Here is a 14,214-nt window from a genome sequence, read left to right as displayed (position 1 = left end):
GCCTCCTACGGCCCTTTCCCAGCTTGACCGCCTCGTACTCAACGGCGTCGGCTACCCCTATCGCCGTCCAGGGCGCCTCGTGCTTGAGTGATGAATTTCGCCAAACTCTCGGAAGTTCTTTACTGGAAGCTCTGGCGTCGCGTTCAAGGAACTTCCTATTGCCTCACCCTTTTTGGAACCCGCAGTCAGCCGCGCGGTCGGTACGGTCCCATGATCGAGTCAAGTCGTCGACCGGACCAGTGTGCCCCTCGATGCGAACTACGGGCGGGGAGGTCGCTGAGGTCTTCCGGCCTGGTCACGGGGGTGGCAATGGTTCGTGCCGGTCGCCTGCGGTCGCCACGGTTGCTGTAGTTCTCTGCTGTACCGCAGATCAACTGCCGATGATCCGCACGATCGGCTCCTGAGACGCGACCTCGATCGCTCCCCAGTCGCCTTCGAGTTGGTAGACAGTCCCGAGTTGTCGCAGCGCATCGATCCCGCCCCAGTCCTGCTCACCGATGGCATCCACTGCCGGCCTGATGCTGCTCTGGCGGGTCCAGGTAAGTTCCTGAACCGCGGGAAACTCGATCACGGCCTTACGGAAGCAGGCAACCTCACCTTCGAGTGGGTCCCGGTATGACGGATGGGCCCACCCGATCATGAGGTCCAGCGTGATGTTCAGTCGGCCTGGTGTTGCCTGGATCTCCAGGACGAAGCTGTCCTCCAGGCTGGTGCCGTCGAAGCCAGGGAAGCTCGTGTAGTGAATCGGTTCTGCCATGAGTTCCTCCCGGACAGGAGCCCATCGGGGCGCCGTCCATAGGTCGAGGACGGTGCCCTCGGTTGGGCACAGGATTTGACCAGGTGGCCTCATCCTTATCAGGTCGATCAGTGGGAGTCGGCGACGTCGGTCAACCCGGTCTGTGCCTCGGTGGGTTGTCCGCTGGTATTCATGGTCGACCGCCGCTGTTGGTGTCAGCCGGTGATGTCAGACATCAGTGGCCTACTTGACCGATCCTGTGATTAGGAGTACGGCCCCAGCACGGGTGCGCCCGGACGAGAATCAGCAGGATGATCACTGTGACCAACTGAGTCGCCGAGTCGAGTACACCAGTGACGGACTCGGTGCCGATCACACAGCCGACGACAGTCATGATCGACAACCATCGGGCGTTGTCGGTGGGTCGTGGGACAGTGTGAGTAGCGCCATCGCTGCCATGCAGGAGCAGGGTGCTAGGGATCAGAGAGGGCACGTTGTGTTTCTCCTTGGTTCTCTTCAGGGGGCGCACCCGTCTCTCGCCAAAGTGCTCGGGTGCGTCCCTACTGCTGTCGGGTCAAGCCCAGGATGACGCACCACACTGACAAATGAGATGCCCAACTCCGTTCCATCTCACGGAAGTTGGACATGCAGTGCTGTTTCATGTGAAACGCGCACTTGGTGCATCGACCCCACCTTGATGGACGTTCCGCGATCACTCCAAATCCACGTGAGAAAAAACCCGGTTGCCGACCGCATTCTTTACTCTCTACTCACGCCCGGTCACTGCACTACGGATCAACGGAGCGCATCCCCGCCACCCAGCCTCCGCCCCTCAACCCACCACCCTCCCCCGCTTCCATCCCGTCCGCCGTCGACCCACACACCGTGGAGCGGGCGTGGTTCAGGGCGTCAAGGTGGAGCGCGCCACTGTACGAACGACCTTGACGCCCTGGGCCACGGCTGCTCGGCTCTGCCTGGGTTGGCGGTGGACGGGATGGAAGCTCCGCGCGCACGCCACACTCGGCTGGCACTCGCGAATGGCGCCCCCTCCATCCCGGAGTCGGAGCGCCCCCGCCGGAGGCATCTCTGTGACCGCGGCTGCGTTCGTGCGGTGATCGCCACTCATCAGACCGGCCTATCTACCCGTGGGCGCGTCGGCGCAGCGCCCGCAGCGCGGGCCGAAGGCAGGAGCGCGGGCGCAGCCAGAGCCGGGAAGCGCGCCCGGCGGAGCGGAGCGCAGCCGGGGCTTGATGAAGTAGGGAAAGTTCTATCCCGCTGGGATGAGGCGCTTGTTGTCCGGTCCCGGTAGATGCTTGACACTTCGATCCCAGCTGATGGTTGACGGTGGCCGTGATCGGCTTTGCTGTGCGCGTTGTTTCGGCGCGTGGCGGGAGCAGGGCTTGATCAAGTTCCGTAGGTGTCCGGATCGTTGGTGATGCCCAGGATGGGGAGTGCTCGTTGGGGTTCGTCGCGGATCGCCCGGGTGGTCTTGGCGATGTTGTCGGCTCCGAGGGTTTTCAGCACGCCGATGGCGAGGTTGCGGAGGGTCGCCATGGCCCGTGGTGCGGTTCCGGCGTGGACGGTGGAGGCGTCCTCGGCGAAGGTGACATCCCTGATGTGGTGCGAGGAGTTCTCCACTCCCCAGTGCCCGCGAATCGCGGTGGCCAGTTCGGAGGGGCGGGCTTGGTGGGCGTCGAGGCTGGTGACGGCGTAGACACTCTCACGGGTCTCGCGCTTGCCGGTCTGCTTGCGGCGGCGGTGGACGCGGATGGCCAGGCGGGCGTGGGGAAAGGCGATCCCGCCGAGTTCGTCCGCGACGGCGCAGGTCTTGATCGAGCGGGACTCGCGCCTGCCGTGCCCGGAGGCGGAGGCGGTGTGCTGGACGGCGATGTCCCGCCACGGCAGGGCCGCGAGCTGGCTGTGGGCGGTCGGCTGGTTGGTCTTGATCACGGCGATGTAGTGGGCCTTCTTGGCCTCGACCAGCCAGGAGATGTTCGTCTTGACCGAGTGCAGGGCGTCGAAGGTGACGACGGTGCCGGCCAGGTCCAGCGGTGCCAGGAGCGGTTGGAAGTGTGTGGTTTCGTTCGTCTTCGCGCCGACCTCCACCTGGGCGAGGGTCACGACGGTGCCGTGAGTGACCGCGGAGAGCAGATGCCGGCGCGTCGCGGTGAGACGGGCTGATCCCTTGAGTGCTTTGCCGTCGACAGCGATCACGCGCGGCCGCCCGGACGCGGACGGCGACGGCGCCTGGTCGGGCTCGGTGGCAGCGCGATGCCGGTCGGCCAGGTAGGCGCCCACCGCCCGGTCCAGGGCGTCACCGTCAACAGCCCCCAGCACACGGCCGATCGTGGCCGGCGACGGAGTGCGCCGCCATCTGAGCAGGTGGCGCCGGATCCCGATGACTGTCAGCAGTGCGTTCGAAGCACGCTGGCCCCACTCGGCGAGTTCGTCGATGCTCCTCGCTCCCGAGACGACCGCGCAGGCACACACCAGCAGGATCGATGTCAGCGAGTACCACCGGCCCCGCCGGGAGCGCGGGTCGGGCACCGAGTCGAAGTAGAGGCGCAGGTCAGCGACCCGACCGGCATCCAACGGACCCAGCTTCACCAACACGGCGGGAATGGGAGAAGATACAGCGGCAGGCACGGGCCACCTCATGATCATCGGGCTTAGACACCACAATGATCACGAAGCCCGTGCCTGCCCTGTTATGCACCCCAACCGGTCACAGCCCGACCAGCCGCACGCCCCCGGAACTTGCAACCGCCCTGTGGCGGGAGGCCGGGATTGGCTCTGGTGGAGTTGTCGGTTGTCGAGCAGAGATACCGGGCTGTGCTTGCGGTGCTGGCGGGTGCGACGGTGACGGAGATCGCCGCTCAGCTGGGTGTTTCGCGGCAGACGGTGAGCGGGTGGAGGTCGCGCTATGAGGCCTCGGGCCTTGGCGGGTTTGGCGGACCGGTCGCGTAGGCCGGCCTCGTGTCCGCATCAGGCTTCTGCGGAGGTGGAGTCGGCGGTGTGTGAGCTGCGGCGTGAGCATCCTCGGTGGGGTCCGCGGCGGATCGCTCATGTGCTGGAGCGTTCCGGGGCGGTGAGTCCGGTGCCGTCGAGGATGACGGTGTATCGGATCCTGGTGCGGCATGGGCTGGTGGAGCCGGGGGTGCGGCGCCGGAAGCGGTCGGATTACAAGCGCTGGCAGCGGGATGGGCCGATGCAGTTGTGGCAGATGGACATTGTCGGCGGGGTGATGCTGGTCGACCCGCTGACCGGGGAGTTGTCCGAGGCGAAGGTCGTGACCGGTGTGGATGATCACTCCCGGTGCTGCGTGATCGCGTCGGTGGTCGAGCGGGCGACCGGGCGGGCGGTGTGTGCGGCGTTCGCGCGGGCCTTGCGGGCGTTCGGGGTGCACCGACAACGGCAAGCAGTTCACCGACCGGTTCGGGCAGGGGGTGAGGTGTTGTTCGACCGGATCTGTCGGGAGAACGGGATCGCGCACCGGCTGACGCAGCCGGCGTCGCCGACCACGACGGGCAAGGTCGAGCGGTTCCATCAGACGCTGCGGCGCGAACTCCTCGACGACTGCGGTGCGTTCGAGAGCCTTGGGGCGGCTCAGACGGCGCTGGACGCGTGGGTGCGGGAGTACAACTGTGTGCGTCCGCACCAGGCGTTGGACATGCAGTCGCCGGCGGACCGGTTCACGCCTGTTCCCGAGCAGGAGCGGGGCGTGCTGGGGGTGCGGGTGCCTGGCGTGCTGGCGCTGGTGCCGCAGCAGCGGACGGCTCCTGCTGTGGTGTCGGGTCCGGCCGAAGCGGAGCTTGCTCCCGTCCGGCCTGAGGCGGTGCCGGTGGAGAGCGGTGGGCCGGTGGAGTTCGAGCGGGTGGTGCCTGCGAGCGGGAATCTGCAGGTCGCGGGTAAACAGTTCTGGCTCGGTCCGGCCCGTTCAGGGCTGACAGTGACGTTCTGGGCCGACACCTCGGTGATCCATCTGCTGGTCGCCGGGACGCGGATCAAGACCGTGCGTTCGCATCTGTCCGTCTCTGATCTTGCGGTGCTGGCGGCCCGGGGCGGACGTGCGGCCGGGTCGTCTCCGCTGCCGGCCGGTGATGCGGCCGCGTTCGAGGTGGAGCGGGTGGTGAACAACAGCGGGCTGGTAGGCCTGGGCGGGCATCAGGTGCTGGCGGCGGAGATCCTGGGCGGCCGCCAGGTGGGCATCCGGATCGATGACGAGACGCTGTCGTTCTTCGATCCGTCCTCCCGGGAGCTGCTGCGGGTGCGGCCCAGCCCGCTCAGCCCCGACGAAGTTCAGCGTCTGCGCGGTCTGAGGCCCGCGGGACCACCGCCAAGGCCGAGCGTGGAGCCGGTCCGCGTGCAGCGGCGGGTGAGTGCGACGGGCACGGTCATGATCTGCCGGCAGGTCGTCTCCCTCGGCCGGACGTATACCGGCCAGACCGCGACCGTGCATGTCGCGGAGTCGACGATCACCGTCGAGCTGGACGGGCAGGTCCGCGTCATCCAGCGCACCACCGACGTCCCGGTCCGCAACGTGAAAGCGAACAAACCCTACGAAGGTTCCGATGTTGTCTAGGCCCACCGTCAAGCATCAGCTGGGACCAGAACGTCGGGCATCAACTGGGACTAGACATGCTGACTTTGCGTCGCCATTCGCGCATCTGAGCGTCCCAGTAGATGACGACTTTGCCACCGTCCGGGTCTGCGGCGGCCAGTCCGAGAAGGTCAGCAGTAGCCAGAGCTTGCAACGCGTCGTTGGGCAGGTGGTCGGGCATGACGAAGCTGACGCCGCTCTCTGTATCTTGCACAGTGATCTTGTGAGAGCTGTGCCATCTGGCCTGATCCACGGCGCTGCCAACCGAGATGCGATGGCGGATGTAGCGCTCTCGGTAAGCCCTTGCCACCTCGAACATCCGCGCTCCAGCCTGAGTGGCCAGTGATTGCATGAATGGCAGCACAGTGGCAGTGACCGTGACGGTCGCTGCCGTCCCCAGCCATTCCGGCATGTGCTGGTCAAGAGTAGTTATGTCTCTGCGGAAGATCTCGTGCTGTGCCACCTGCTTCCAAGCAGGTCCTCTTTGCTTGAGGTGGCTCTGGAGTTCGTTCAGCATGGTCTCGCGCTTGTGACCATTGGGTTCACTAACCCGCGAAGCTTGGTTGAGCCACTCCGTCACATCGGATGGCTCGGGAGATCCGCTCACCAACCTCAGACAGATAGACAGCAGAACGCCTTGCTCTGCAACTTCTGAAACGGTCCGAGCGGGTTGCCGGTACCGACGCACAACTGGATCCTCAGGGTAGCTATCCGGCCACTGAAGGTCGTCCGGCAGTGTCGTTTCGTCATCACTCATGCCCCAATGCATCTCCCGAGTCTGCCGTTTCGACGGACATCGAGTACGCAACTTCGGAGACTGACAGCAGCAACTTGGGCAGAGTCCATACCGATCAAGCCTTGAGGGTCACCGAGCGCCATAACCTCTGCTGAGATTCGACGCTTGGTCTCCGATGTGCCACAGCGGCGCGCTGTACTGCTCCGGGCGGGAACTGATCAGCAGTTGGCGCAGGTCCTCGCGCTGGGAGCCGTTGAGGTTGAGGGCCTCGGTGAGGTGGCGGAATGTTGTGTGGGTGACTCCGCGGCGCCGGGCTTCGCCCTCGAACTGGTCGAGTTGGGCCAACACGGTCTGCGGGACCAGATCTGCGGGTGGCTGGTCCTTGAGCCATGCGGCCTTGTTGCGCTCGTAGTCGATTTCTGAGTATCCGCAGACTTCGCGGCTGTGGGCTTCGACCTCGTCGAGGGTCTCGGTCGTCATGATGGTGCGTGCCAGTTGGTTGCGGGTGACGGCGTCGTCCAGGTCGACCTTGTGGACGGTCGGGCCTCCATCCGTGAGCGCGACGGGTAGGCCGGCGTCCCGGACTTCGCAGGTGCCGCGTACGCCTCGGGCGGTGGCGGCGAGCATGCCGGTGGCCTCGGACGGATGCCACTCCAGGACAGCGCTGACCGGCTCGACGTCCTTCGCCGTGAAGGTGTGGACGAGGGGGCCGAGCATGCCGCGCAGGTCGTCGAGGGGTAGTTCCCCGTCGAGGCCGGGGCCTGCGACCAACAGCCGGATCGAAGCGTTCACCTGGCAGCACGCGGCAAGCGTGAGGGCGTCCGCGAGCGGGCTCTTGAGCGTCGGCTCATCGCCCCGCGCGAGGATGTCGCCCCCCACGTCGAGCAGATCGATCGACTCCGGTGACAAGTGGCTGATCAGCTCTTCGAGTTGGCGCGTGATGCCCTCGGCGCCGTGGTGAGGATAGATCAGGGCGAAGGTGTGCGGGAGCTCTGCTGCGAGACGGGGGAGTGTGGAGCCGGCTGGAGCGATTGGGCGGGCGTCCGCCGGCACTGTCCAGACTGCGGGGGTGAGCTGTTCGAGGCCGGTGAAGTTGTCCGGTCCTCGTGGGCCCGGTACCGGGTCGATGAGGAGGCGGTCCCACGCGTACGTGAGGATCACCGCCTGGTCCTCGTCGCCGTAGAGGGCAGCGTCAAGCATGGCGGCGGCGACTGCGTCGCCCCCTCCTCCTGCTGCGACGATCAACCGCTTCATGCGGCAAGCGTACGGGGGCGAGGGTTGACCACTCACTCTATAGTGGCTAGAGGCCATAGCCACTTGGACGAGGAGGGTGAATGCCTCAGATCGAGGAGGCTCAGCCGAAGTATCTCCAGATCGCGCACTTCATCCGCGATCAGATCCTTCGGGGAGACCTGCGGCCGGGGGACGAGGTGCCCTCGGAGCGGCAGTTGGCGGCGGACTGGAAGGTGTCCCGGCCCACGGCCGCACGGTCGTTGGAAGCGCTGAGCCATCAGGGGCTCGTCGAGAAGCGCCAGGGATCGGGCACGTACGTGCGCAGCCTGGAGGTCAACCGGCGGGCGCGTGAGCTGTACGGCCGGGCCCGGCAGACCGGGAAGATCTACACGCCCGGCGAGTACGCGGTGATCACGTCGGCCGGTTGGCTGGATGCGCCGGATCACGTTGCCGAAGCCTTGGGGCTGGTCAAGGATCGTCGGGCCGTGCACCGGCGACGAGTGACCAACAACCATGACGGGCCGATCACCCTGTCTACCTCGTGGTTCGCTCCTGACGTCGGCCAGCGTGCGCCGAAGCTCCTGGAGCCTGAGCGGATCCAGGAGGGGACGCTCATGTACGTCGAGAACATGACGGGGCGCCAGGGCAGCTATGCCGAGGACCGTATGTGCGCTCGGAGTGCCACCGACGAAGAGGCGTCGGACCTTCAACTGGAGGCCGGTTCAGCCGTTCTGATCGTTCACCACGTCGTCTTCGACCTTCAGGACCGGCCGTTGGAGTTCGCCGAAGCCACCTATCCCCCGCACCGCTGGGCCTTCGAACAGGGCTACCCGCTCACCTGACAACCCGGCAGTTGCGCCGAACCGCTTGCACCCTCCAAGTGGCTAATGCCACTATCCACAAAGTGGCTAAGGCCACTTGGACTGGGAGGGGGCACGGCGTGACGAGTCAGCGGCCGGACAAGGGCGCGCGGTTAGTTTGCCGGGGATGCCGCGGGCGCGGTTGGAAACGCGTCGGCTCCCGTACCGCTCTGGCGCTCTCCACGGCCAACGACCGCGTTCGTGCCACATCGAAACGGCGCTGCCTCGACTGCGATGGCAGCGGCAGGGAGCGAGCGCGGATGGATGACACCACCGATGGCCGCGACGGTTTCGGTACCGCACGACTCGGGGCGATGATCCTGCACCCGGCGCCGGAGTCCGTACCTCGGGCCCGGCACTGGTTCCGGAAGTTCATCGCCGCGTACAACCCGGCCTGCTCGATCGACGACTGCACGCTGATGGTCTCGGAGCTGGTCACCAACGCGATTCTCTACGGACGGGCGGATGAACCCTGGCTGGTGCGCGTCGAGTGGTACCGCGTGGAAACGTCACTTCGGATCGAGGTGCACAACCCGGGGTTCCCGGCGAACGTGCGACTGCGGTGCCCAGAGGCCAACGACGCACACGGACGCGGCCTGTTCCTGGTCGACGCCATCGCCGACTCGTGGCACTCGGGACCCAGCCGATTCGGCGGGACCGTGGTCTCCGCCGTGGTGGCCGATGCCTGGCCGTCGAACGAAGGATTCGGCCCCCTTCTACTGTGAGTGTGCAAGTTTCGGTGGTCTGGTTGATCCGTTGGCTTGGTCAATTTCGCCTGATCCTGCTGCATGACGCTCGCCATGGCACGGTCGCCCTGCTCACAGCAGCCGGAGTCGCGCCCGCGTTGATGTTGATATGGAGATCTTGGGCACTCCCAGATCGGCATCGCCGTGCATGTCAAAGGCCCCACCTCCGAAATTTCGGAGGTGGGGCCTTTGGCCGTTGTGCCCCCGGCAGGATTCGAACCTGCGACACCCGCCAGGAGTCTTCCCTGTGCAGGGCTGTGACCTGCGAAACTATGGACTACCGGGTCTGGCCTGGGGAAACACTCCTCCGTAGTTCTCACGTCTTCGCGGTGCTTCCCGTTCCCGTGTGTGCTGCATACGTGCCGGTGGATGCTGTCCGACGAGGGCACGGATTGTTCAGGGGGCGGCGAGTGGCCGGAGTGAGGTACAGGCGGCGTCTCGTCAGACCTTCTCGACTCGCACGGGGTGTCCCGCGAGGAGTTGATTCATGTCGTCGGTGTCGGAGGTGAAGACGGTTGCCTGAGCTCCCTGCACGGCTTCTCGCCCGGCCACAGCCGCCAGAATGGCGTCGATGGCGTACTTGTGCCCATGCAGGCCGGCTGCCTTCAGCATGTCGCGCGCCATGGCGATCACCTGGTCGTCCGTGTGCACGATGCGGATCCGGGACAGCATCCAGTTCCACAGTGCCTGCCTCGACGTTTCGCGAGGGTCCCACGCCTCCAAGGTCGTGAGTGCCGAGGTGACGATCGGGATGTCCAGCCGTGGAGCCGTCTTGATCAGCGCAGCCATCTCCCGATCGCCCTGAACCGCCTTGGAGAGAGCCTCGGAGTCGAACACGAAGACGCGCTGTCGCGGCCGGTGCAGTTTCGCTCGGGCGGTGCGGCTCACGCGGCCTCGTCCGAGTGTGATCGCTGCTCGTCATGCCAGCCGTCAATCGCGGCGATGCGGTCCAGCGCTGCTTGCTGCTCGTCGTCCATCACGGCGCCGTGCTCTTCTTCGAGACGTTCGGCCAACTCGCGCAGTCGATCCATGGCGTCCTGATGAGCGGCGGCGGCCGCGATGTAGCCAGATACCCCGCGCGCGTCGACACGCTCCTTGATCGATTCCACCAGCTCTTCCGGCACGGTGATGGTGATCTTCCTAGTTGCCATACTTCAAGTATGCCAGGTCTCGTCCGGTGCGGCTGGCCTCCTGGGGATCCTCGCCTGCCCGGGCCGCCCTCCCGACGGATACCGCGCAGGTCTGCGAGAGGCGCGTCTGGGGCTCGCATGGGGATGTGGACTCTTCGTGGACTCCAGACGTGAGGAAGACCCCCCGTTCGAATGGAACGAGGGGCCGGGATCTCTCTTACCTGCGGTGCAGGTGGTGCCCCCGGCAGGATTCGAACCTGCGACACCCGCTTGAGGAGTGGGATCGAATCCTTGCCGGGTGGTGCCCTGTGCTGCTTCGGGGTGCTGTTTGACCTGATCAGTCCCTCTGTGGCGGCGTACGCACGACCCCTCGTTGATGTGCTGTGTCGGACCATCCGCTCACGCATCGCGCACGCACGGAGCTCCGTGTGATGTGTCGGCAAGGTCGCAGTGCAGCGAGCGTCGGCTGATCGGCGCTGATCAGCCGACGAAGGCGGGGGCGTTGTCGCGTGCCCAGTCGGCGAAGGTGAGCGCGGGCCGGCCCAGCAGGGCTTCCACCCTGCTGGTGGTGGGGCCCGGCCGGTTGGCGTAGTCGGCGAGGGAGCCGAGCAGCCGGGCGGGGACCTCCTCGGGCAGCCCTTGGGCGAGCATGCCCTGCCGCACCTGCTCGGGCGAGAGTTCCTGGAAGGACAGCGTCCGGCCCGTGGCGGCGCCGATGAGCCGTACCTTCTCGATCTGGTCCAGTGACTGCGGCCCGGTCAGTGTGTGGATCGCCTCCGTGCGAAGGCCGCCCCGTAGAGCGCGTACGGCGACCGCCGCGATGTCGGCTTCGTGGACGGGAGAGGTGGCGGCCCGGCCGTACGCGCCGCGCACCACGTCACCGGCCCTGATCTGGGGTACCCAGGCCAGTGCGTTGGCGGCGAAGTCGGCCAGGCGAAGGATCGTCCAGTCCAGTCCCGCACTCATGACGAGTTCCTCGGCGTGCTTGAACTGGGCGGCGAAACGGGCCTCCCCCGCCGGGTGCTCCACGGTGGTGGCCGACAGCAACACCGCACGCCGTACGCCTTGCTTGGCGGCGAGCCTCAGCAGTTCGTCGAGGCCGGGCCCGGTGGCGCGCGGGCTGATCTGCAGTGCTTCGACTCCGTCCAGCGCGGGCTCGATCCACTCGGGGTGGAACAGGTCTCCGCGGACGGCTGCCACGCCGTAGGGGAGCCGGGCCTCGCCGGTTCCGCGCGTGACCGCGGTGACGGCCGTGTCCTCCTGCACCAGTTGGTTCAGCACCTGACGTCCTACGACGCCATTGGCTCCGGTGATCAGGATCATGATGGTTGCTCCTTCACTCGATGCGGGATGTGATGGGGTGAGGTTCGGTCACCACGTGACGGGGCCGAGGCAGTCGACGAAGATCCCCGCCGGGCCGTCCGCGTCGAGCGTCGCGAGTCCGACGATCGACCCGGTGCCATCGGCGACCGTCGGCCGGCCGGTGTGCTTGTCCGTGTCGATGGCGGCGAATGAGGGCCGACCTGGATGGTCAGCCCGTGAAGGACTCAGGGGCCGACCCCGGTGGTCAGCCGGTGAAGGACTCGGGGCCGAAGCGGCCCCACGCCAGGAAGAGGGCCAGGGCGAGGTAGAGCAGGTCGCCCGCGATCGTCACTCTCTCGCCACGGCGGAGGCGCATGGTCAGCGCGCAGGCGAACAGCAGCACCAGCCCGGTGGCGGTCAGCGGCACCAGAACCGGCGCGATGCCAAGCGCGGCGGGCAGTATCAAGCCCACCGCGGCCAAGAACTCGACGGCGCCGATGGCCTTGAGGGCACCGGGGCTGAAGTCCTCGACCCATCGGCTGGCGGAGCCGCCCACGGCGGCCAGCTTCTCCCTGGGCACGAACATCTTGGAGCTGCCGGTCAGGCAGATGACGGCCATCAGTCCGGCGACGATCCAGAGTGCGAGGTTCATCATCAGCTCCTTGATCGAGGATTCGCCTGCTTCCCCTGGGACGAGACAGCGCCCCCGCCTGTGACATCTCCGAACATCCGAGTCCAGTGAGACGTGGGTCACACGCGTACGTGTCACAGGGCATCGGGCTGCCTCGTCCCAGGGGGTGCAGCCACCGACGAGCACGGAGGAGAACGCGATGGACGCGCGACTGAACTACTTCGCCAGCCCCACCGCCACGAAGGCACTCAAGCACCTCATGGCGGCGGGCAGGACGCTCAAGGAGTCGCCGCTGCCGGCCGCGACACAGGAGCTCGTGGCCCTGCGCGTGAGCCAGATCAACGGCTGTGCCGTCTGCGTCGACATGCACACCAAGGAGGCCGCCGCGGCCGGCGAGACCTCCGTGCGGCTGAACCTGGTGACGGCGTGGCGGGAGGCCACGGTCTTCACCGAGGCCGAGCGTGCCGCGCTGGAGCTGGCCGAGCAGGGAACCCGTGTCGCGGACGCGGCCGACGGGGTCGGCGACGAGGTCTGGGCACGTGCCGCGAAGCACTACGACGAGGAGCAGCTCACCGCCCTGGTGGTCCTGGTCTCCTTCATGAACACGGCGAACCGGCTGAACATCATCACCCGGCAGCCGGCCGGCGACTACGAGGTCGGGCAGTTCCACTGAATGGCCCTGGACGACCGTGCCCGGGACACTGTCGCAGGCCCCGGGCACGGGGGCGTTGCACGGCCCCACCGACGAACGCAAGATCATGAGAACGTGACCGCGCCACGACAAACGGCCGAGTGGAACGACATCAAGGGGGATGCGGCGTGAACAAGGTTGAGGAGTTCGAGGAACTGCGGCCCCTGCTGTTCTCGATCGCCTACCGGATCCTGGGCAGCGTGAGCGAGGCCGAGGACGCGGTGCAGGAGACGTGGCTGCGCTTCGACGGCTCGACGACCCTTCCCACCTCGGTCAAGGCGTTTCTGTCCGCCACGGTGACGCGGCTCTCGATCGACGTGCTGCGCTCCGCGCGGATGCGGCGGGAGCAGTACGTCGGGCCGTGGCTCCCCGAGCCACTGCTGAGCGATCCGTATCAGGATCCGGCGCGCTCGGCCGAGCTGGCCGACTCGGTGTCGATGGCGGCGCTGCTGCTTCTGGAACGGCTCAGCCCGCTGGAGCGGTCGGTGTTCGTGCTGCGGGAGGTGTTCGGTTTCGGGTTCGACGACATCGCCTCGGCGGTGGGGCGTTCGGAGGCGGCGTGCCGACAGCTTCTGGTACGGGCACGGCGGCACATGGAGGCCGGGCGGCCGCGGTTCGAAGCGGACCGTCAGGAGCGGCAGGAGCTGGCGACGCGGTTCTTCGAAGCCCTCCACGAGGGCGATGTCGCCGGCCTGCGGGATCTGCTGGCCGCCGACGTGCAGTTGGTCGGGGACGGTGGCGGCAAGGCCCCGCAGCTGGCCAGGGCCATCGCCGGCGCCGACAACGTGGCCCGGCTGCTGGCCTCCGTTTTCCCGCTGCTGGCCAGGATCGACGTGACGTGCGAACCGCACGAGGTCAACGGCCAACCCGGCGCCGTCTTCCGCGACCGGGACGGCAAGGTCCTGAACACCCTGGCCCTCGACGTGCTCGACGGGCAGATCCAGACCATCCGTTCGGTGATCAACCCCGACAAGCTCGGCCACCTCGGACCGGTTGCCGACGCCTGGGCCATCGACGGCGAGGTGAAACAGACCCGCCGTCAGATGAAGTGACCCTGGGACCGGTGTTCGTGCTGGGCTACATGCTCCACCGACACCGAGCACGACAACCGCGAAATCCTGCTGCTGTCGCTGCTGGTCGCGGCGCTGGTCGTGGCGATCGCGCTGGTCCGTGAGCGGACCGGCTCCGGTTCCGGTTCCGGCGCACGGAAGGAGCAGCGGGACGACTCTGCCGTACGGCTGTAGCGCAGGCGGCACGGCTGGGGAAACGGAAGAGCTCAGGGCCGCCCCGTCGGCGCGGCAACGCCGGCCTATGCGGCCGGATGCTCGCCACTCCTCGATCACCATCACGGCTGACACCTACACGAGCCTGCTCCCCGAAGCGGACCTGGCGATCGCCGAGGCCGCGGCCCGGCTCGTACCGCGCGCCCGCGCCACCTCCGAGAACACCGCTCCCGAAGCGGAGCCCGAGCCCGACGGCTAGGAGCATCCCAGTCCGGAGTCCGTGCCGGATGATGCTGATCCGTTGGGCGGTATTCGGGAGATCAACT

Annotated in this window: 15 protein-coding genes; 7 read left to right on the top strand and 8 right to left on the bottom strand. The window is 66.9% G+C overall.

Features of this window, described 5'->3' with window-relative positions:
- Nucleotides 1–370: 370 nt before the first annotated feature.
- On the bottom strand, nucleotides 371–757 hold the full coding sequence (locus tag QF035_RS22995) for a hypothetical protein (protein ID WP_307522403.1): 387 nt from the start codon (nucleotides 755–757) through the stop codon (nucleotides 371–373).
- 1,383 nt (nucleotides 758–2,140) lie between these two features.
- Entirely contained in the window at nucleotides 2,141–3,349 is a 1,209-nt protein-coding gene (locus QF035_RS22990; RefSeq protein WP_307519909.1) for an ISAs1 family transposase, read from the bottom strand.
- Nucleotides 3,350–3,532: 183 nt separating this feature from the next.
- On the opposite strand from QF035_RS22990, the gene QF035_RS22985 reads away from it, so the two are divergent.
- Together QF035_RS22985 and QF035_RS22980 are read left to right on the top strand one after the other, a co-directional pair.
- On the top strand, nucleotides 3,533–3,703 hold the full coding sequence (locus tag QF035_RS22985) for a helix-turn-helix domain-containing protein (protein WP_307531348.1): 171 nt from the start codon (nucleotides 3,533–3,535) through the stop codon (nucleotides 3,701–3,703).
- Entirely contained in the window at nucleotides 3,660–5,318 is a 1,659-nt protein-coding gene (locus tag QF035_RS22980) for an IS481 family transposase (protein ID WP_307522402.1), read from the top strand. The genes QF035_RS22985 and QF035_RS22980 overlap by 44 nt, the downstream gene beginning before the upstream one ends.
- Before the next feature lie 40 nt (nucleotides 5,319–5,358).
- Here QF035_RS22980 and QF035_RS22975 read toward each other — a convergent pair whose 3' ends face one another.
- Nucleotides 5,359–6,093, bottom strand: coding sequence for a hypothetical protein (locus QF035_RS22975; RefSeq protein ID WP_307522401.1), 735 nt, complete (start codon nucleotides 6,091–6,093; stop codon nucleotides 5,359–5,361).
- 108 nt (nucleotides 6,094–6,201) lie between these two features.
- Nucleotides 6,202–7,326 (bottom strand): DUF1152 domain-containing protein, encoded by a 1,125-nt coding sequence (locus QF035_RS22970; protein ID WP_307522400.1) that lies wholly within the window; start codon nucleotides 7,324–7,326, stop codon nucleotides 6,202–6,204.
- An 80-nt stretch (nucleotides 7,327–7,406) separates the two neighbouring features.
- Between QF035_RS22970 and QF035_RS22965 the strand changes: the two genes are divergently transcribed.
- Both QF035_RS22965 and QF035_RS22960 read left to right on the top strand, forming a co-directional pair.
- Nucleotides 7,407–8,147, top strand: coding sequence for a GntR family transcriptional regulator (locus QF035_RS22965; RefSeq protein WP_307522399.1), 741 nt, complete (start codon nucleotides 7,407–7,409; stop codon nucleotides 8,145–8,147).
- Between the two features lie 278 nt (nucleotides 8,148–8,425).
- On the top strand, nucleotides 8,426–8,890 hold the full coding sequence (locus QF035_RS22960; protein WP_307522398.1) for an ATP-binding protein: 465 nt from the start codon (nucleotides 8,426–8,428) through the stop codon (nucleotides 8,888–8,890).
- A gap of 462 nt (nucleotides 8,891–9,352) precedes the next feature.
- Here the strand turns inward: QF035_RS22960 and QF035_RS22955 are convergent, their stop codons facing one another.
- The 4 genes from QF035_RS22955 to QF035_RS22940 all read right to left on the bottom strand — a co-directional run bounded on the left by QF035_RS22955 (nucleotide 9,353) and on the right by QF035_RS22940 (nucleotide 11,995).
- A complete protein-coding gene (locus QF035_RS22955) occupies nucleotides 9,353–9,799 on the bottom strand; it encodes a hypothetical protein (RefSeq protein ID WP_307522397.1) in 447 nt (148 codons plus the stop codon).
- The gene (locus QF035_RS22950) at nucleotides 9,796–10,062 is read right to left on the bottom strand and encodes a hypothetical protein (protein ID WP_307522396.1); all 267 of its coding nucleotides are present in this window, start codon (nucleotides 10,060–10,062) and stop codon (nucleotides 9,796–9,798) included. The genes QF035_RS22955 and QF035_RS22950 overlap by 4 nt, the downstream gene beginning before the upstream one ends.
- Before the next feature lie 459 nt (nucleotides 10,063–10,521).
- On the bottom strand, nucleotides 10,522–11,364 hold the full coding sequence (locus QF035_RS22945; protein ID WP_307522395.1) for an NAD(P)H-binding protein: 843 nt from the start codon (nucleotides 11,362–11,364) through the stop codon (nucleotides 10,522–10,524).
- Between the two features lie 244 nt (nucleotides 11,365–11,608).
- A complete protein-coding gene (locus QF035_RS22940) occupies nucleotides 11,609–11,995 on the bottom strand; it encodes a DoxX family protein (RefSeq protein WP_307522393.1) in 387 nt (128 codons plus the stop codon).
- Nucleotides 11,996–12,173: 178 nt separating this feature from the next.
- On the opposite strand from QF035_RS22940, the gene QF035_RS22935 reads away from it, so the two are divergent.
- The 3 genes from QF035_RS22935 (at nucleotide 12,174) to QF035_RS55830 (ending at nucleotide 14,147) form a co-directional block, all read left to right on the top strand.
- Nucleotides 12,174–12,647, top strand: coding sequence for a carboxymuconolactone decarboxylase family protein (locus QF035_RS22935; RefSeq protein WP_307522392.1), 474 nt, complete (start codon nucleotides 12,174–12,176; stop codon nucleotides 12,645–12,647).
- A gap of 146 nt (nucleotides 12,648–12,793) precedes the next feature.
- The gene (locus tag QF035_RS22930; RefSeq protein WP_307522390.1) at nucleotides 12,794–13,717 is read left to right on the top strand and encodes an RNA polymerase sigma-70 factor; all 924 of its coding nucleotides are present in this window, start codon (nucleotides 12,794–12,796) and stop codon (nucleotides 13,715–13,717) included.
- 259 nt (nucleotides 13,718–13,976) lie between these two features.
- Nucleotides 13,977–14,147: a hypothetical protein gene (locus tag QF035_RS55830; RefSeq protein ID WP_373466702.1), complete on the top strand. Its 171-nt coding sequence runs from the start codon at nucleotides 13,977–13,979 to the stop codon at nucleotides 14,145–14,147.
- Nucleotides 14,148–14,214: the final 67 nt, after the last annotated feature.

The organism is Streptomyces umbrinus (assembly GCF_030817415.1).
Taxonomy (GTDB): Bacteria; Actinomycetota; Actinomycetes; order Streptomycetales; family Streptomycetaceae; genus Streptomyces; species Streptomyces umbrinus_A.
Note: the sequence above shows the minus strand (reverse complement) of the source record. Positions and strands in the feature narration are given on the sequence as shown.

Bases quoted from the DNA above. Each gene is read 5' to 3' on its own strand.
- QF035_RS55830 (WP_373466702.1), top strand. From the start codon at position 13,977: ATGCGGCCGGATGCTCGCCACTCCTCGATCACCATCACGGCTGACACC.
- QF035_RS22960 (WP_307522398.1), top strand. From the start codon at position 8,426: ATGGATGACACCACCGATGGCCGCGACGGTTTCGGTACCGCACGACTC.
- QF035_RS22935 (WP_307522392.1), top strand. From the start codon at position 12,174: ATGGACGCGCGACTGAACTACTTCGCCAGCCCCACCGCCACGAAGGCA.
- QF035_RS22980 (WP_307522402.1), top strand. From the start codon at position 3,660: ATGAGGCCTCGGGCCTTGGCGGGTTTGGCGGACCGGTCGCGTAGGCCG.
- QF035_RS22975 (WP_307522401.1), bottom strand. From the start codon at position 6,093: ATGAGTGATGACGAAACGACACTGCCGGACGACCTTCAGTGGCCGGAT.
- QF035_RS22950 (WP_307522396.1), bottom strand. From the start codon at position 10,062: ATGGCAACTAGGAAGATCACCATCACCGTGCCGGAAGAGCTGGTGGAA.
- QF035_RS22965 (WP_307522399.1), top strand. From the start codon at position 7,407: ATGCCTCAGATCGAGGAGGCTCAGCCGAAGTATCTCCAGATCGCGCAC.
- QF035_RS22945 (WP_307522395.1), bottom strand. From the start codon at position 11,364: ATGATCCTGATCACCGGAGCCAATGGCGTCGTAGGACGTCAGGTGCTG.
- QF035_RS22940 (WP_307522393.1), bottom strand. From the start codon at position 11,995: ATGAACCTCGCACTCTGGATCGTCGCCGGACTGATGGCCGTCATCTGC.
- QF035_RS22970 (WP_307522400.1), bottom strand. From the start codon at position 7,326: ATGAAGCGGTTGATCGTCGCAGCAGGAGGAGGGGGCGACGCAGTCGCC.
- QF035_RS22995 (WP_307522403.1), bottom strand. From the start codon at position 757: ATGGCAGAACCGATTCACTACACGAGCTTCCCTGGCTTCGACGGCACC.